The sequence below is a fragment of the Desulfosarcina sp. BuS5 genome (assembly GCF_028752835.1).
Classification (GTDB): domain Bacteria; phylum Desulfobacterota; class Desulfobacteria; order Desulfobacterales; family BuS5; genus BuS5.
The window spans coordinates 3,080,543-3,099,064 of record NZ_CP087952.1 but is presented as its reverse complement, the minus strand read 5'-3'; the positions used below and the strand labels follow the sequence as shown (position 1 = coordinate 3,099,064).

13 protein-coding genes are annotated in these 18,522 nt (G+C 36.4%); all 13 read left to right on the top strand.

Annotation, left to right across the window (positions count from 1 at the left end):
• The first annotated feature begins 17 nt into the window (after positions 1–17).
• Positions 18–1,271, top strand: coding sequence for an ATP-binding protein (locus tag BuS5_RS15200; protein ID WP_198012354.1), 1,254 nt, complete (start codon positions 18–20; stop codon positions 1,269–1,271).
• A gap of 451 nt (positions 1,272–1,722) precedes the next feature.
• Positions 1,723–2,229 (top strand): AAA family ATPase, encoded by a 507-nt coding sequence (locus BuS5_RS15195; RefSeq protein WP_274427788.1) that lies wholly within the window; start codon positions 1,723–1,725, stop codon positions 2,227–2,229.
• 126 nt (positions 2,230–2,355) lie between these two features.
• A complete protein-coding gene (locus BuS5_RS15190; RefSeq protein WP_274427654.1) occupies positions 2,356–2,553 on the top strand; it encodes a hypothetical protein in 198 nt (65 codons plus the stop codon).
• A gap of 767 nt (positions 2,554–3,320) precedes the next feature.
• Positions 3,321–3,995 carry a hypothetical protein gene (locus BuS5_RS15185; protein ID WP_027355140.1) on the top strand — a complete coding sequence of 225 codons (675 nt, stop codon included), beginning with the start codon at positions 3,321–3,323 and terminating at the stop codon, positions 3,993–3,995.
• Positions 3,996–4,115: 120 nt separating this feature from the next.
• Positions 4,116–4,730, top strand: a complete 615-nt coding sequence (locus BuS5_RS15180) for a hypothetical protein (RefSeq protein ID WP_027355141.1) — start codon at positions 4,116–4,118, stop codon at positions 4,728–4,730.
• A gap of 391 nt (positions 4,731–5,121) precedes the next feature.
• Complete coding sequence (locus BuS5_RS15175; protein ID WP_274427786.1) at positions 5,122–5,307, top strand: tetratricopeptide repeat protein; 186 nt, start codon at positions 5,122–5,124, stop codon at positions 5,305–5,307.
• A 146-nt stretch (positions 5,308–5,453) separates the two neighbouring features.
• The gene (locus BuS5_RS15170) at positions 5,454–7,235 is read left to right on the top strand and encodes an AAA family ATPase (RefSeq protein WP_274427785.1); all 1,782 of its coding nucleotides are present in this window, start codon (positions 5,454–5,456) and stop codon (positions 7,233–7,235) included.
• Between the two features lie 99 nt (positions 7,236–7,334).
• Complete coding sequence (locus BuS5_RS15165) at positions 7,335–9,116, top strand: AAA family ATPase (protein ID WP_274427783.1); 1,782 nt, start codon at positions 7,335–7,337, stop codon at positions 9,114–9,116.
• Between the two features lie 99 nt (positions 9,117–9,215).
• Positions 9,216–10,997, top strand: coding sequence for an AAA family ATPase (locus tag BuS5_RS15160; RefSeq protein ID WP_274427782.1), 1,782 nt, complete (start codon positions 9,216–9,218; stop codon positions 10,995–10,997).
• A gap of 99 nt (positions 10,998–11,096) precedes the next feature.
• Positions 11,097–12,878, top strand: a complete 1,782-nt coding sequence (locus BuS5_RS15155) for an AAA family ATPase (protein WP_274427781.1) — start codon at positions 11,097–11,099, stop codon at positions 12,876–12,878.
• Positions 12,879–12,977: 99 nt separating this feature from the next.
• Positions 12,978–14,759, top strand: coding sequence for an AAA family ATPase (locus tag BuS5_RS15150; protein WP_274427780.1), 1,782 nt, complete (start codon positions 12,978–12,980; stop codon positions 14,757–14,759).
• Between the two features lie 99 nt (positions 14,760–14,858).
• Positions 14,859–16,640: an AAA family ATPase gene (locus BuS5_RS15145; protein ID WP_274427779.1), complete on the top strand. Its 1,782-nt coding sequence runs from the start codon at positions 14,859–14,861 to the stop codon at positions 16,638–16,640.
• Between the two features lie 99 nt (positions 16,641–16,739).
• Positions 16,740–18,521, top strand: coding sequence for an AAA family ATPase (locus BuS5_RS15140; RefSeq protein WP_274427778.1), 1,782 nt, complete (start codon positions 16,740–16,742; stop codon positions 18,519–18,521).
• Position 18,522: the final 1 nt, after the last annotated feature.

The following is an 18,522-nucleotide window of genomic DNA, read 5'->3' as shown; positions in this document are numbered from 1 at the left end:
AGGGACTAATTTACGACATGCAAGAAAATGGTATTTACAGGTTGGGGTTAATACTTTATAAAACAGGAATGAAGAGAATTTATTCCGAGATAATAGAAGAGCATCTCCACAGCAACCGGCAGATGATTTTTATCGCCGGTCCAAGGCAGGTGGGTAAAACCACTGTCGCGCGTCTGGTCCAGGGAGAGCGGGGGTGTTATGTAAATTGGGATAATCTGGCTGATCGTAAAATTCTCCTTAAAGGGCCGGATGCAATGGCAACTCGTTGCGGTCTTTCTTTACTAAGGGAGGAAAGTGTCCTCATAGTTTTTGATGAAATCCATAAATATGCAAAGTGGAAGTCCTTTTTAAAGGGTTTTTTTGATATTTATGGTGATCAATGCAAGATTCTTGTTACCGGCAGTGCTCGGCTTGATGTTTATAAAAAGGGTGGAGACAGCCTGTTAGGACGATATTTTCTGTATCGGATGCATCCCCAGTCGGTGGCTGAAATTTTTGAACCGGTTTTATTGGAAACGGAGATCCGAAAGCCAGGTTCAATTCCCCAGGATAAGCTTGATACTCTTTTGCAATATAGTGGTTTTCCTGAACCGTATCTTGCTAATAACAGAAGATTTTATAACCGCTGGCAACGGATGCGACTGGATTTGCTCTTTCGTGAAGAGCTGCGTGATTTAACAAGGATACAGGAGGTGGGTCAGGTTCAGGTATTGGCGAAAATATTACAATACCAGGCTAGCCAGTCTGTCAACTATAGTAACCTTGCAAATGAAATTAATGTTAGTGTCGATACTGTGTGCCGATGGATTGCCACTCTTGAATCTCTTTATTACTGTTTTTCTGTTCGTCCATGGTTTCGTAATATTCCAAAATCTCTTCGCAAACAGCCAAAAATTTTTTTGTGGGATTGGAGTGGTATCAAAAATGATGGCGCCAGGCATGAAAATTTTGTGGCCAGCCATCTTTTAAAGGCTGTGCATTGGTGGACTGACATTGGTCTTGGAGAATATCATCTTTATTATTTACGAGATAAGGAAAAACGAGAAGTTGATTTCCTGGTAACCCGTGATGATATTCCATGGTTTCTCGTAGAGGTTAAAACGTCCGGCAAACAAAGTCTTAATAAAAATCTTTTTTATTTCCAGAAAAAAACAGGTGCCCAACATGCCTTCCAGGTGGCCTTTGATCTTGAATTTATAGAGCAAGATTGTTTTTCTGTAAAAAAACCTGTTATTGTTCCAGCAACAACATTTCTCTCCCAGCTTGTTTGAAAAAGATATGGGTTGCAGTTCATCTGCGCTTTCTGCATACTCTGCGGTGAAAATACCGGTTTTAAAAGGAGAGAATCGGATGTTATTCTTTTTTTGAGAACCGTGGTAAACTTCTGGAAAACTTGGTTTTTACCCACCTTAGAGCTCAAACAGACGAAATATACTTTTTCAAAAACGGATGGGAGTGCGATTTTGTGGCTTTTATAGCGGGAAAATAACCATTGATTATTCAAGTGACCGAACATCTGAATTCAGATAATCCGAATTGTGAAATTAAGGGAACTCCCAGGAAATAATCTACGCATCCTGCTTGCCCTTTTGCCCGTTTTCTTTGTTGTGATAACAGGCACATAGTTCGACTATGCACCTGTCATCACGCCTTGAAAACGAACAAAAGTTCTGCGCAATATACGTAGATTATTTCTTTTCAGTTCCCTAAAAAGGCAATAATATGAAAAATCTTCCAATAGGAATACAAACATTTCGTAAATTAATAGATGGCAATTATCTGTATGTAGATAAGACGGAGCATGTTTATAAATTGCTTCACCAGGGGAGTGTATATTTCCTTGCCAGGCCAAGAAGATTCGGCAAAAGCCTTTTGATTTCCACTTTAAATGAAATATTTGAAGGTGAAAAAGAACTGTTTAAGGGGCTGTGGATATACAAGTCAGACTATAAGTGGGAAAAACATCCGGTAGTGAGGATAGATTTCAGTAAAAAAAAAGCAGAAAGCAGGGATGACCTGAAGGGCTTTATACTCTATCAATTAAAAAACATAGCCGAAAAATACGGAATTTCGCTTACGCGGGATCAATATGATGAAGCATTTGATGAACTTTTGACCAAATTAAGCCAGATCAATAAAGTCGTTATCCTTATACCATTAAGTCGTATTGATATTATAAAAAATGTTTCCTGCTGCAAACAAGATAAAAGCGTACTATCCAACACATAATCAGTTGGTAGTAGAGTTTATTTGAATATTGCATAACGCTAATCAAATATATAGCGTATTTTTAGGATGATTTTTTGAATAGCGTTGCACTTAATTCAACATACTATATGTTTTGGAGGTAAAAAAATGAGAGGAGGAAAACGTGCAGGGGCTGGTCGAAAAAAGAAACCAGACCATTTGAAACGAGAGCTTGTGACAATTAGATTACCACAGTGGATGATTTCACAGCTCAAGAGGAATGGTCAAATTGGTTATTTAATTGAGAGTCAATTGGCGAAAAAAGATTTTTTGAATTTGCCGGATGATTACGAAATTGATAGTTAAGATCGGACAAATTAAAGGAAGTAACAGGCAAGATTTATCAGCAATGGTGATCAATGTGAGGTTGTAAAAATAATATATTTTGGTGAATGCCCTATTCAACGTGCGGCATAAGTTATAAACATATTAATATTGAATTTTAACAGTATGTTAATGAGATACAAAAAAGTTATAAACATTTTATCAATAAGTTATGAACATTTTAGAATGGTATTATTATTTATTAAATCAATTAGTTAAGTTGTTTATGAACATTTTTATGATAAACAGAAACATATTTTTTTTATTTACTATTATTTTTTTAATTTTCAGGATTATTTATAGCTCAAAAGCGCACCTTAAAAAACCTTGTTTTTTGTCTTGACAATGGGGAGTACCTTAATAAAGCAAACATTCAAACATTCAAACATTCAATCAGAGGTTCCTGGTTTCCCAGGACATATAAAGCATTTTGTAATTTATTTGATGTTGAGCCGGATAAATCTGCTGTTAATGTAATGTGTATTCGAAAATAAAAAGCGCGTGATAAAGGCAAAGAATTTTTTAAAAACTTATAGTTAGGCGGAGCATGGAGGTTGGAGCTGCGCAGTCATTAGATTTTTATCTCTGATTTTCGTGTTATTTTGGCAAGAGAATCAGAAAACCTTTTTGGTTCTGGCTTGTCCAGGTTAGAGAATAGTCATTGGTCAATTGCTGCGTGTCATTAGTTATTGGTTTCGTCTGGAGCCTTGAACCATGAACCTCTGAACCCATGAACGGTTATTATCTTAATGCTTCAACTCTATACCATCTTTCATTTAAATATTGCTTATTCCTCCATTGAGGAAGAGCAGCGGCCGGAAGTCATCCGTCGTTGCTACCGGCCTTTGTTGCGTCTGGCACAGAAATATGATCTGCCGTTTTACGAGCAGTTGTTGGGTTTTAGACCTGATATTGCTCTTGTAAATGAACAGGCCTATTCCGCCGGTCTGGTGCAGCATTATATTGATGCTGGTTATCGGGCTATTATCATGGAGCGGGATAATCCTTACCGATTACACCCGGAGTGGAACCTGGAATGGCGCTACCTTCCCCAGATCGCATGTGGGCAGCATGGAGAGGAAATATCTCTTATCTGGAACAAAGCCATTGCCTTTCAGAAGTTTCAGCGTTATGCGCACGGGGAAATGGAGCTCGCTGAGTATCTGGAATATCTTTGCGGGCATCTGTCTGATGAATCACGGGCTTTTTTTTATGGCAACGATGTGGAAATTTTTGATTTTCGGCCCGGCCGTTATTATACAGAAGCATCACTGCATGAAGATGGAGAATGGAATCGTATTGACCGGCTTTTTGAGGCATTATTGAGTGATGGCCGTTTTAGCTTCATACGACCGAGCCAGGCGCTCGATCTTCTGAAATTCCCTGAAGCCGGGTACAGGTTGCACCTGGAATCGCCGGAATAACCCATTCCGGTAAAGAAGCAGGAAAAATATAATATCACCCGCTGGGCGGTTACCGGCCGCGATGACTTGGGTATTAATACAGCCTGTTGGCGCATCTTTGAATCTCTTAAGGAAAATCCAGTGCCAAACGATGATGACTGGCGGGAATTGTGCTATCTATGGAGCAGCGATTTCAGGACGCATATCACTGAAAAACGGTGGAAGGTTTATTCCGACAGGATTAACAAGATGATCAGGATAAATAAAGAGCATGAATCATGTGAATCCTCTTTATCTAATCAAGAAAAGCCCAGCCGAATGCGGTTAATTCAAACCGGAACTCAGAAAAATGATTCGATGTCTGAAATGCCGCCCAACGTGCATGTTGAACAGGACAAATCATATCTGACCGTTGAAACAGATACAATAAAGATACGGCTGAACAGCAGGCGCGGGTTTGCGATAGACGCCCTCTGGTTTAAAAATATTTCCGAAGACTGGCTGTGCGGAACATTTCATCACGGTTATTATGATGACATCAACTGGGGTGCGGATTATTACACCGGGCATCTCGTGCTGGAATCGTCTGAGCATCGCCGGATCACCGATCTTGAGCCTGCAGAACAGATTGCAGTCGCTTATGAACAAGCCACAGAATCGGTCAGGATTCAAATCGAAATTTTATTGGACTGCGGGAAGCTATATAACCAGCATGCCCTGTCGGGCACAACAAAGAATGAAACAGTTGCATTTTAGTGATAAAGGTCATAACTATTCAATTTTTTTTATCACCATATAAAGGCATCTTTCATTAATGCCCAAAAGTAGTTAACACTTTTTTTTAATGTCAGAATCAGTATTTTACCGCAGAGTTCGCTGAGAACGCTGAGATATTACATTAAAAATCAAGTAGTTTTCTCTGCGTTTTTTGCGTTCTCGGCGGTAAAATTTAATTTTTTATACAAAATAAATGTAAACTGAGAATGAAGGATGCCCATATAAATTCATTGAAAAGCTGATTACCGCAATCTTATTATTAACCAAGGAACTGATTTTATTTATACAACATTGATAACCTACTAATAATATTAATAATTTTAAGATTACCTTAAAATCAATGGTACCCCTACGCTTTTTTTAGGGGAGTGTGTTTCATATAAAAAAGCTTTTAGAAGCCAATCCAACCGATATTGAAACTTTGCTTATTCTGGGGCAGATATGTGAGTCACTTAAAAAGGTTGATGATGCAATGGTGTTTTACAACAAGGTGCTGGAAATTGATCAGGGCAATGCATATGCGATTGAAAGGCTTCGTGAAGTGCAGAAGATGTAACAACTTGATTGTTTCAGGTAAGATTGACAAAATTAATTCATACTCGTATTCCTGGAGAGGAAAGAGCATCAGACCGTTAGGGTTTGCACAAAAATAAATTCGTAATTTAATATTATTGTTGCGATAGCCGTTAAAAGGAGCAGACAATGAAATATCCATACGGTATTTCTGATTTTAGTAGTATTATTTTGGAAAAATATTTTTATTGCGATAAAACAAATAAAATACCTTTGCTTGAAAATATAAAATCTCAACTTTTTATCCGGCCAAGACGTTTTGGCAAAAGCCTTGTGCTTTCAATGCTGGAAAACTATTATGATGTGGCAAAAAAGGATGAATTTGAAGCGATCTTTGGTGATTTAAAAATCGGGAAAAACCCCACAGAATTGCGTAATTCATATTTTATTTTGAGATTTGATTTTTCGTGTGTTGATCCCACAGGAAGCGCTGAAGATGTGAAAAGGGCTCTTTTTAATCATATTAATGTACGAATTGATGGATTTTATAAATTTTATAATTATAAAGGGTTTGAAATTCCAAATATTGAAATTAATCGGGAAGACGCCCTTTATTCGATCGATTCTCTTATTGCTTCAATCCGCATGACTCCATACCCGATTTATCTGCTTATAGATGAGTATGATAATTTTGCAAATACAGTTATGATGGGGGTTCAAAGCTCTGAAGGCAGATATAAAGCGCTTGTGCATGAAGAGGGTCCTCTTAGAACTTTTTTTAAAGCAGTAAAAGCATCAACTTCAGGTTCTATGTTTGACCGTGTGTTTATTACAGGGGTTTCGCCTGTTGTTATGAGCGATATTACAAGCGGGTATAATATTGCAAAGAATATTTACTTTGAGCCGGAGTTTAATGATCTGTGCGGGTTTAAGCAGAATGAAATTGAGAATGTACTCAAAGATATTGTTGATAAATGCGGTTTTGAAAAAGAAAAAGCCCGGGAAGCTGCAAGTTTAATGCAGACATATTATAATGGTTATACTTTTTCTCATACAACAGATGAACAAATTTATAATCCAACGCTTTCTTTGTATTTTTTTGAACAGTTTGAAAAAATGTGCAGCTATCCGAGAAAAATGCTGGATTCAAACCTTGCAGTAGATGAGGCAAAGCTTGAGTATATTGCTCAGATTCCCCGTGGAAAAGATCTTTTAATGAACTTGGTGCAAAAAGATCAAGATGTTGTAATATCAGATATTGAAGATCGTTTTGGACTTAAAGATATGCTGACGGATAAATCCCGCGACAATACATTTTTAGTCTCTTTTCTTTATTATTTCGGAGTACTCACCATTGCAGGTGATACAGAAGATCTAAAGGTAATCTTAAAAGTTCCCAATCTCGTTATGCAAAGTCTATATGTGGAGCGGGTTCAAAAAATGCTTTTGCCGGAGCCTGATGACAGGGATGATGGAAAACTTGCCGCAGAAAAGATCTATCAAAAAGGGGATATGGCTCCTTTGTGTAGATTCATGGAGGAGAGATATTTCAAGGTTTTTCATAACAGGGATTACAGATGGGCAAATGAGCTGACACTAAAAACAGCATTCCTGACACTGCTTTACAACGATATTATCTATATCATGGATTCTGAAAAAGAGATTGACCGCAGATATGCAGATCTGACCATGATCATCAGGCCGGATAAAAGATACGGCAACGTATTTGATGTTTTGATTGAGTTTAAGTTTGTAAAGCTTAAAAATGCAGGATTAAGCGCTGAACAGGCGAAAAAGCTGTCTAAAGATGAGCTGTATCAGGTACCTGAAATTGTAATGCAAATGGAAGATGGTAAAAAACAGGTAAAAGAGTATGGTGAAAAACTTGAACAAAGGCATGGTAACCTGCGGCTCAAAAAATTTGTAGTGGTGGCATTGGGATTTGAGAGGATATGTTTTTATAGACTTTAAAAAAAGGCAATAATATGAAAAATCTTCCAAATATTATGGCTTTCTAAAAAGTTTTTTAACAAAAAACGCCGGCAATCAGGCCGTTAAAAGGAGCAGACAATGAAATATCCATACGGTATTTCTGATTTTAGTAGTATTATTTTGGAAAAATATTTTTATTGCGATAAAACAGATAAAATACCTCTGCTTGAAAATACAAAATCCCAACTCTTTATCCGTCCCAGACGTTTTGGCAAAAGCCTTGTGCTTTCAATGCTGGAAAACTATTATGATGTGGCAAAAAAGGATGAATTTGAAGCGATTTTTGGTGATTTAAAAATCGGGAAAAATCCCACAGAATTGCGTAATTCATATTTTATTTTGAGATTTGATTTTTCGTGTGTTGATCCCACAGGAAGCGCTGAAGATGTGAAAAGGGCTCTTTTTAATCATATTAACGGTTGTATTGAAGAATTTTATGCTTTTTATAAATATAAAGGGTATGAATTACCTCAAATAAAAGTCAATTTTGACGATGCTCTATACTCTTTAAAATCTCTTGTCAGCGCTTCCCGCATGACCCCATATCCTGTATATCTTCTAATAGATGAGTATGATAATTTTGCCAATACAGTAATGATGGGAGTTCAGAGCTCTGAAGGCAGGTACAAAGCGCTTGTGCATGAAGAGGGTCCTCTTAGAACTTTTTTTAAAGCAGTAAAAGCATCAACTTCAAGTTCCATGTTTGACCGTGTTTTTATAACAGGGGTTTCACCTGTTGTTATGAGCGATATTACAAGCGGGTATAATATTGCAAAGAATATTTACTTTGAGCCGGAGTTTAATGACCTGTGCGGGTTTAAGCAGAATGAAATTGAGAATGTACTCAAAGATATTGTTGATAAATGCGGTTTTGAAAAAGAAAAAGCCTGGGAAGCTGCAAGTTTAATGCAGACTTACTATAATGGTTATACTTTTTCTCATACAACAGATGAACAAATTTATAATCCAACGCTTTCTTTGTATTTTTTTGAACAGTTTGAAAAAATGTGCAGCTATCCGAGAAAAATGCTGGACTCAAACCTTGCAGTAGATGAGGCAAAGCTTGAGTATATTGCTCAGATTCCCCGTGGAAGAGATCTTTTAATGAACCTGGTGCAAAAAGATCAAGATGTTGTAATATCAGATATTGAAGATCGTTTTGGACTTAAAGATATGCTGACGGATAAATCCCGCGACAATACATTTTTAGTCTCTTTTCTTTATTATTTCGGAGTACTCACCATTGCAGGTGATACAGAAGATCTAAAGGTAATCTTAAAAGTTCCCAATCTCGTTATGCAAAGTCTATATGTGGAGCGGGTTCAAAAAATGCTTTTGCCGGAGCCTGATGACAGGGATGATGGAAAACTTGCCGCAGAAAAGATCTATCAAAAAGGGGATATGGCTCCTTTGTGTAGATTCATGGAGGAGAGATATTTCAAGGTTTTTCATAACAGGGATTACAGATGGGCAAATGAGCTGACACTAAAAACAGCATTCCTGACACTGCTTTACAACGATATTATCTATATCATGGATTCTGAAAAAGAGATTGACCGCAGATATGCAGATCTGACCATGATCATCAGGCCGGATAAAAGATACGGCAACGTATTTGATGTTTTGATTGAGTTTAAGTTTGTAAAGCTTAAAAATGCAGGATTAAGCGCTGAACAGGCGAAAAAGCTGTCTAAAGATGAGCTGTATCAGGTACCTGAAATTGTAATGCAAATGGAAGATGGTAAAAAACAGGTAAAAGAGTATGGTGAAAAACTTGAACAAAGGCATGGTAACCTGCGGCTCAAAAAATTTGTAGTGGTGGCATTGGGATTTGAGAGGATATGTTTTTATAGACTTTAAAAAAAGGCAATAATATGAAAAATCTTCCAAATATTATGGCTTTCTAAAAAGTTTTTTAACAAAAAACGCCGGCAATCAGGCCGTTAAAAGGAGCAGACAATGAAATATCCATACGGTATTTCTGATTTTAGTAGTATTATTTTGGAAAAATATTTTTATTGCGATAAAACAGATAAAATACCTCTGCTTGAAAATACAAAATCCCAACTCTTTATCCGTCCCAGACGTTTTGGCAAAAGCCTTGTGCTTTCAATGCTGGAAAACTATTATGATGTGGCAAAAAAGGATGAATTTGAAGCGATCTTTGGTGATTTAAAAATCGGGAAAAACCCCACAGAATTGCGTAATTCATATTTTATTTTGAGATTTGATTTTTCGTGTGTTGATCCCACAGGAAGCGCTGAAGATGTGAAAAGGGCTCTTTTTAATCATATTAATGTACGAATTGATGGATTTTATAAATTTTATAATTACAAAGGGTTTGAAATTCCAAATATTGAAATTAATCGGGAAGACGCCCTTTATTCGATCGATTCTCTTATTGCTTCAATCCGCATGACTCCATACCCGATTTATCTGCTTATAGATGAGTATGATAATTTTGCAAATACAGTTATGATGGGGGTTCAAAGCTCTGAAGGCAGATATAAAGCGCTTGTGCATGAAGAGGGTCCTCTTAGAACTTTTTTTAAAGCAGTAAAAGCCTCAACCTCAAGCTCTATGTTTGACCGTGTGTTTATTACAGGGGTTTCACCTGTTGTTATGAGCGATATTACAAGCGGGTATAATATTGCTGAGAATATCTATTTTGAACCTGAGTTTAATGATCTGTGCGGGTTTAAGCATAATGAAATTGAATATGTACTCAAAAAGATTGTTGATAAATGCGGTTTTGAAAAAGAAAAAGCCCGGGAAGCTGCAAGTTTAATGAAGACTTATTATAATGGTTATACCTTTTCCCATACAGCAGATGAACAAATTTATAACCCAACTCTTTGTTTATATTTTTTTAAACAGTTTGAAAAAAGATGCAGCTATCCGAGAAAAATGCTGGATTCAAACCTTGCAGTAGATGAGGCAAAGCTTGAGTATATTGCTCAGATTCCCCGTGGAAGAGATCTTTTAATGAACCTGGTGCAAAAAGATCAAGATGTTGTAATATCAGATATTGAAGATCGTTTTGGACTTAAAGATATGCTGACGGATAAATCCCGCGACAATACATTTTTAGTCTCTTTTCTTTATTATTTCGGAGTACTCACCATTGCAGGTGATACTGAAGATATGGAAGTTATTTTAAAAGTTCCCAATCTCGTTATGCAAAGTCTATATGTGGAGCGGGTTCAAAAAATGCTTTTGCCGGAGCCTGATGACAGGGATGATGGTAAAGATGCTGCAAAAAAAGTATATCAAAAAGGGGATATGGCTCCTTTGTGCAGGTTTATGGAAGAGAGATATTTCAAGGTTTTTCATAACAGGGATTACAGGTGGACAAATGAACTGACACTAAAGACAGCATTCCTGACACTGCTTTACAACGATATTATCTATATCATGGATTCTGAAAAAGAGATTGACCGACGCTATGCTGATCTAACCATGATCATCAGGCCGGATAAAAGATACGGCAACGTATTTGATGTTTTGATTGAGTTTAAGTTTGTAAAGCTTAAAAATGCAGGATTAAGCGCTGAACAGGCGAAAAAGCTGTCTAAAGATGAGCTGTATCAGGTACCTGAAATTGTAATGCAAATGGAAGATGGTAAAAAACAGGTAAAAGAGTATGGTGAAAAACTTGAACAAAGGCATGGTAACCTGCGGCTGCAAAAATTTGTAGTAGTGGCATTGGGATTTGAGAGGATATGCTTTTATAGACTTTAAAAAAAGGCAATAATATGAAAAATCTTCCAAATATTATGGCTTTCTAAAAAGTTTTTTAACAAAAAACGCCGGCAATCAGGCCGTTAAAAGGAGCAGGCAATGAAATATCCATACGGTATATCTGATTTTAAAAAGATTAATACTAAAAATTATTTTTACTGTGATAGAACAGATAAAATACCTCTGCTTGAAAATTCGGATTTTCAACTCTTTATTCGTCCCAGGCGTTTTGGTAAAAGCCTTGTGCTCTCCATGCTGGAAAACTATTATGATGTGGCAAAAAAGGATGAATTTGAAGCGATTTTTGGTGATTTAAAAATCGGGAAAAATCCCACAGAATTCCGTAATTCATATTTTATTTTGAGATTTGATTTTTCGTGTGTTGATCCCACAGGAAGCGCTGAAGATGTGAAAAGGGCTCTTTTTAATCATATTAACGGTTGTATTGAAGAATTTTATGCTTTTTATAAATATAAAGGGTATGAATTACCTCAAATAAAAGTCAATTTTGATGATGCTCTATACTCTTTAAAATCTCTTGTCAGCGCTTCCCGCATGACCCCATATCCTGTATATCTTCTAATAGATGAGTATGATAATTTTGCAAATACAGTAATGATGGGGGTTCAAAGCTCTGAAGGCAGGTACAAAGCTCTTGTGCATGAAGAGGGTCCTCTTAGAACTTTTTTTAAAGCAGTAAAATCCTCAACTTCAAGCTCCATGTTTGACCGTGTGTTTATTACAGGGGTTTCACCTGTTGTTATGAGCGATATTACAAGCGGGTATAATATTGCTGAAAATATTTATTTTGAACCTGAGTTTAATGATCTGTGCGGGTTTAAGCATAATGAAATTGAGGATGTACTCAAAAATATTGTTGATAAATGCGGTTTTGAAAAAGAAAAAGCCCGGGAAGCTGCAAGTTTAATGAAGACTTATTATAATGGTTATACCTTTTCCCATACAGCAGATGAACAAATTTATAACCCAACTCTTTGTTTATATTTTTTTAAACAGTTTGAAAAAAGATGCAGCTACCCGAGAAAAATACTGGACTCAAACCTTGCAGTAGATGAGGCAAAGCTTGAGTATATTGCTCAGATTCCCCGTGGAAGAGATCTTTTAATGAACCTGGTGCAAAAAGATCAAGATGTTGTAATATCAGATATTGAAGATCGTTTTGGACTTAAAGATATGCTGACGGATAAATCCCGCGACAATACATTTTTAGTCTCTTTTCTTTATTATTTCGGAGTACTCACCATTGCAGGTGATACAGAAGATCTAAAGGTAATCTTAAAAGTTCCCAATCTCGTTATGCAAAGTCTATATGTGGAGCGGGTTCAAAAAATGCTTTTGCCGGAGCCTGATGACAGGGATGATGGAAAACTTGCCGCAGAAAAGATCTATCAAAAAGGGGATATGGCTCCTTTGTGCAGGTTTATGGAAGAGAGATATTTCAAGGTTTTTCATAACAGGGATTACAGATGGGCAAATGAGCTGACACTAAAAACAGCATTCCTGACACTGCTTTACAACGATATTATCTATATCATGGATTCTGAAAAAGAGATTGACCGCAGATATGCAGATCTGACCATGATCATCAGGCCGGATAAAAGATACGGCAACGTATTTGATGTTTTGATTGAGTTTAAGTTTGTAAAGCTTAAAAATGCAGGATTAAGCGCTGAACAGGCGAAAAAGCTGTCTAAAGATGAGCTGTATCAGGTACCTGAAATTGTAATGCAAATGGAAGATGGTAAAAAACAGGTAAAAGAGTATGGTGAAAAACTTGAACAAAGGCATGGTAACCTGCGGCTCAAAAAATTTGTAGTGGTGGCATTGGGATTTGAGAGGATATGTTTTTATAGACTTTAAAAAAAGGCAATAATATGAAAAATCTTCCAAATATTATGGCTTTCTAAAAAGTTTTTTAACAAAAAACGCCGGCAATCAGGCCGTTAAAAGGAGCAGACAATGAAATATCCATACGGTATTTCTGATTTTAGTAGTATTATTTTGGAAAAATATTTTTATTGCGATAAAACAGATAAAATACCTCTGCTTGAAAATACAAAATCCCAACTCTTTATCCGTCCCAGACGTTTTGGCAAAAGCCTTGTGCTTTCAATGCTGGAAAACTATTATGATGTGGCAAAAAAGGATGAATTTGAAGCGATCTTTGGTGATTTAAAAATCGGGAAAAACCCCACAGAATTGCGTAATTCATATTTTATTTTGAGATTTGATTTTTCGTGTGTTGATCCCACAGGAAGCGCTGAAGATGTGAAAAGGGCTCTTTTTAATCATATTAACGGTTGTATTGAAGGATTTTATGCTTTTTATAAATATAAAGGGTATGAATTACCTCAAATAAAAGTCAATTTTGATGATGCTCTATACTCTTTAAAATCTCTTGTCAGCGCTTCCCGCATGACCCCATATCCTGTATATCTTTTAATAGATGAGTATGATAATTTTGCCAATACAGTAATGATGGGGGTTCAAAGCTCTGAAGGCAGGTACAAAGCTCTTGTGCATGAAGAGGGTCCTCTTAGAACTTTTTTTAAAGCAGTAAAATCCTCAACTTCAAGTTCCATGTTTGACCGTGTTTTTATAACAGGGGTTTCACCTGTTGTTATGAGCGATATTACAAGCGGGTATAATATTGCTGAAAATATTTATTTTGAACCTGAGTTTAATGATCTGTGCGGGTTTAAGCATAATGAAATTGAGGATGTACTCAAAAATATTGTTGATAAATGCGGTTTTGAAAAAGAAAAAGCCCGGGAAGCTGCAAGTTTAATGAAGACTTATTATAATGGTTATACCTTTTCCCATACAGCAGATGAACAAATTTATAACCCAACTCTTTGTTTATATTTTTTTAAACAGTTTGAAAAAAGATGCAGCTACCCGAGAAAAATACTGGACTCAAACCTTGCAGTAGATGAGGCAAAGCTTGAGTATATTGCTCAGATTCCCCGTGGAAGAGATCTTTTAATGAACCTGGTGCAAAAAGATCAAGATGTTGTAATATCAGATATTGAAGATCGTTTTGGACTTAAAGATATGCTGACGGATAAATCCCGCGACAATACATTTTTAGTCTCTTTTCTTTATTATTTCGGAGTACTCACCATTGCAGGTGATACAGAAGATCTAAAGGTAATCTTAAAAGTTCCCAATCTCGTTATGCAAAGTCTATATGTGGAGCGGGTTCAAAAAATGCTTTTGCCGGAGCCTGATGACAGGGATGATGGAAAACTTGCCGCAGAAAAGATCTATCAAAAAGGGGATATGGCTCCTTTGTGTAGATTCATGGAGGAGAGATATTTCAAGGTTTTTCATAACAGGGATTACAGATGGGCAAATGAGCTGACACTAAAAACAGCATTCCTGACACTGCTTTACAACGATATTATCTATATCATGGATTCTGAAAAAGAGATTGACCGCAGATATGCAGATCTGACCATGATCATCAGGCCGGATAAAAGATACGGCAACGTATTTGATGTTTTGATTGAGTTTAAGTTTGTAAAGCTTAAAAATGCAGGATTAAGCGCTGAACAGGCGAAAAAGCTGTCTAAAGATGAGCTGTATCAGGTACCTGAAATTGTAATGCAAATGGAAGATGGTAAAAAACAGGTAAAAGAGTATGGTGAAAAACTTGAACAAAGGCATGGTAACCTGCGGCTGCAAAAATTTGTAGTAGTGGCATTGGGATTTGAGAGGATATGCTTTTATAGACTTTAAAAAAAGGCAATAATATGAAAAATCTTCCAAATATTATGGCTTTCTAAAAAGTTTTTTAACAAAAAACGCTGGCAATCAGGCCGTTAAAAGGAGCAGACAATGAAATATCCATACGGTATATCTGATTTTAAAAAGATTAATACTAAAAATTATTTTTACTGTGACAGAACAGATAAAATACCTCTGCTTGAAAATTCGGATTTTCAACTCTTTATTCGTCCCAGGCGTTTTGGTAAAAGCCTTGTGCTCTCCATGCTGGAAAATTACTATGATGTGGCAAAAAAAGACGAATTTGAAGAGCTCTTTGGTGGATTGAAGATCGGAAAAAATCCAACTGATCTACGTAATTCATATTTTATTTTAAAGCTCGATTTTTCATGTGTTGATCCCACCGGCAGCGCTGAAGATGTTAAAAAGGCTCTTTTTAATCATATTAATGCATGTATTATCGAATTTTATAAAGTTTATAATTATAAAGGATTTGAATTGCCTGCGATTGAGATCGATCGGGAAGATGCCCTTTTTTCAATGAAATCTCTTATTACTTCAGCCCGCATGACCCCATATCCTGTATATCTTCTAATAGATGAGTATGATAATTTTGCAAATACAGTTATGATGGGGGTTCAAAGCTCTGAAGGCAGATATAAAGCGCTTGTGCATGAAGAGGGTCCTCTTAGAACTTTTTTTAAAGCAGTAAAAGCATCAACTTCAGGTTCTATGTTTGACCGTGTGTTTATTACAGGGGTTTCACCTGTTGTTATGAGCGATATTACAAGCGGGTATAATATTGCAAAGAATATTTACTTTGAGCCGGAGTTTAATGACCTGTGCGGGTTTAAGCAGAATGAAATTGAGAATGTACTCAAAGATATTGTTGATAAATGCGGTTTTGAAAAAGAAAAAGCCCGGGAAGCTGCAAGTTTAATGCAGACTTACTATAATGGTTATACTTTTTCTCATACAACAGATGAACAAATTTATAATCCAACGCTTTCTTTGTATTTTTTTGAACAGTTTGAAAAAATGTGCAGCTATCCGAGAAAAATGCTGGATTCAAACCTTGCAGTAGATGAGGCAAAGCTTGAGTATATTGCTCAGATTCCCCGTGGAAGAGATCTTTTAATGAACCTGGTGCAAAAAGATCAAGATGTTGTAATATCAGATATTGAAGATCGTTTTGGACTTAAAGATATGCTGACGGATAAATCCCGCGACAATACATTTTTAGTCTCTTTTCTTTATTATTTCGGAGTACTCACCATTGCAGGTGATACTGAAGATATGGAAGTTATTTTAAAAGTTCCCAATCTCGTTATGCAAAGTCTATATGTGGAGCGGGTTCAAAAAATGCTTTTGCCGGAGCCTGATGACAGGGATGATGGTAAAGATGCTGCAAAAAAAGTATATCAAAAAGGGGATATGGCTCCTTTGTGCAGGTTTATGGAAGAGAGATATTTCAAGGTTTTTCATAACAGGGATTACAGGTGGACAAATGAACTGACACTAAAGACAGCATTCCTGACACTGCTTTACAACGATATTATCTATATCATGGATTCTGAAAAAGAGATTGACCGACGCTATGCTGATCTAACCATGATCATCAGGCCGGATAAAAGATACGGCAACGTATTTGATGTTTTGATTGAGTTTAAGTTTGTAAAGCTTAAAAATGCAGGATTAAGCGCTGAACAGGCGAAAAAGCTGTCTAAAGATGAGCTGTATCAGGTACCTGAAATTGTAATGCAAATGGAAGATGGTAAAAAACAGGTAAAAGAGTATGGTGAAAAACTTGAACAAAGGCATGGTAACCTGCGGCTGCAAAAATTTGTAGTAGTGGCATTGGGATTTGAGAGGATATGCTTTTATAGACTTTAAAAAAAGGCAATAATATGAAAAATCTTCCAAATATTATGGCTTTCTAAAAAGTTTTTTAACAAAAAACGCTGGCAATCAGGCCGTTAAAAGGAGCAGACAATGAAATATCCATACGGTATTTTTGATTTTAGTAGTATTATTTTGGAAAAATATTTTTATTGCGATAAAACAGATAAAATACCTCTGCTTGAAAATACAAAATCCCAACTCTTTATCCGTCCCAGACGTTTTGGCAAAAGCCTTGTGCTTTCAATGCTGGAAAACTATTATGATGTGGCAAAAAAGGATGAATTTGAAGCGATTTTTGGTGATTTAAAAATCGGGAAAAATCCCACAGAATTGCGTAATTCATATTTTATTTTGAGATTTGATTTTTCGTGTGTTGATCCCACAGGAAGCGCTGAAGATGTGAAAAGGGCTCTTTTTAATCATATTAATGCATGTATTATCGAATTTTATAAAGTTTATAATTATAAAGGATTTGAATTGCCTGCGATTGAGATCGATCGGGAAGATGCCCTTTTTTCAATGAAATCTCTTATTACTTCAGCCCGCATGACCCCATATCCTGTATATCTTCTAATAGATGAGTATGATAATTTTGCAAATACAGTTATGATGGGGGTTCAAAGTTCTGAAGGCAGGTACAAAGCGCTTGTGCATGAAGAGGGTCCGCTTAGAACTTTTTTTAAAGCAGTAAAAGCATCAACTTCAAGCTCCATGTTTGACCGTGTTTTTATAACAGGGGTTTCACCTGTTGTTATGAGCGATATTACAAGCGGGTATAATATTGCAAAGAATATTTACTTTGAGCCGGAGTTTAATGACCTGTGCGGGTTTAAGCAGAATGAAATTGAGAATGTACTCAAAGATATTGTTGATAAATGCGGTTTTGAAAAAGAAAAAGCCCGGGAAGCTGCAAGTTTAATGCAGACTTACTATAATGGTTATACTTTTTCTCATACAACAGATGAACAAATTTATAATCCAACGCTTTCTTTGTATTTTTTTGAACAGTTTGAAAAAATGTGCAGCTATCCGAGAAAAATGCTGGATTCAAACCTTGCAGTAGATGAGGCAAAGCTTGAGTATATTGCTCAGATTCCCCGTGGAAGAGATCTTTTAATGAACCTGGTGCAAAAAGATCAAGATGTTGTAATATCAGATATTGAAGATCGTTTTGGACTTAAAGATATGCTGACGGATAAATCCCGCGACAATACATTTTTAGTCTCTTTTCTTTATTATTTCGGAGTACTCACCATTGCAGGTGATACTGAAGATATGGAAGTTATTTTAAAAGTTCCCAATCTCGTTATGCAAAGTCTATATGTGGAGCGGGTTCAAAAAATGCTTTTGCCGGAGCCTGATGACAGGGATGATGGTAAAGATGCTGCAAAAAAAGTATATCAAAAAGGGGATATGGCTCCTTTGTGCAGGTTTATGGAAGAGAGATATTTCAAGGTTTTTCATAACAGGGATTACAGGTGGACAAATGAACTGACATTAAAGACAGCATTCCTGACACTGCTTTACAACGATATTATCTATATCATGGATTCTGAAAAAGAGATTGACCGCAGATATGCAGATCTGACCATGATCATCAGGCCGGATAAAAGATACGGCAACGTATTTGATGTTTTGATTGAGTTTAAGTTTGTAAAGCTTAAAAATGCAGGATTAAGTGCTGAACAGGCGAAAAAGCTGTCTAAAGATGAGCTGTATCAGGTACCTGAAATTGTAACGCAAATGGAAGATGGTAAAAAACAGGTAAAAGAGTATGGTGAAAAACTTGAACAAAGGCATGGTAACCTGCGGCTCAAAAAATTTGTAGTAGTGGCATTGGGATTTGAGAGGATATGCTTTTATAGACTTTAAA

Excerpts from the sequence above, each read along its gene's own strand:
- BuS5_RS15200 (WP_198012354.1), top strand. The coding sequence starts at position 18 with ATGCAAGAAAATGGTATTTACAGGTTGGGGTTAATACTTTATAAAACA.
- BuS5_RS15195 (WP_274427788.1), top strand. The coding sequence starts at position 1,723 with ATGAAAAATCTTCCAATAGGAATACAAACATTTCGTAAATTAATAGAT.
- BuS5_RS15190 (WP_274427654.1), top strand. The coding sequence starts at position 2,356 with ATGAGAGGAGGAAAACGTGCAGGGGCTGGTCGAAAAAAGAAACCAGAC.
- BuS5_RS15185 (WP_027355140.1), top strand. The coding sequence starts at position 3,321 with ATGCTTCAACTCTATACCATCTTTCATTTAAATATTGCTTATTCCTCC.
- BuS5_RS15170 (WP_274427785.1), top strand. The coding sequence starts at position 5,454 with ATGAAATATCCATACGGTATTTCTGATTTTAGTAGTATTATTTTGGAA.
- BuS5_RS15165 (WP_274427783.1), top strand. The coding sequence starts at position 7,335 with ATGAAATATCCATACGGTATTTCTGATTTTAGTAGTATTATTTTGGAA.
- BuS5_RS15160 (WP_274427782.1), top strand. The coding sequence starts at position 9,216 with ATGAAATATCCATACGGTATTTCTGATTTTAGTAGTATTATTTTGGAA.
- BuS5_RS15155 (WP_274427781.1), top strand. The coding sequence starts at position 11,097 with ATGAAATATCCATACGGTATATCTGATTTTAAAAAGATTAATACTAAA.
- BuS5_RS15150 (WP_274427780.1), top strand. The coding sequence starts at position 12,978 with ATGAAATATCCATACGGTATTTCTGATTTTAGTAGTATTATTTTGGAA.
- BuS5_RS15145 (WP_274427779.1), top strand. The coding sequence starts at position 14,859 with ATGAAATATCCATACGGTATATCTGATTTTAAAAAGATTAATACTAAA.
- BuS5_RS15140 (WP_274427778.1), top strand. The coding sequence starts at position 16,740 with ATGAAATATCCATACGGTATTTTTGATTTTAGTAGTATTATTTTGGAA.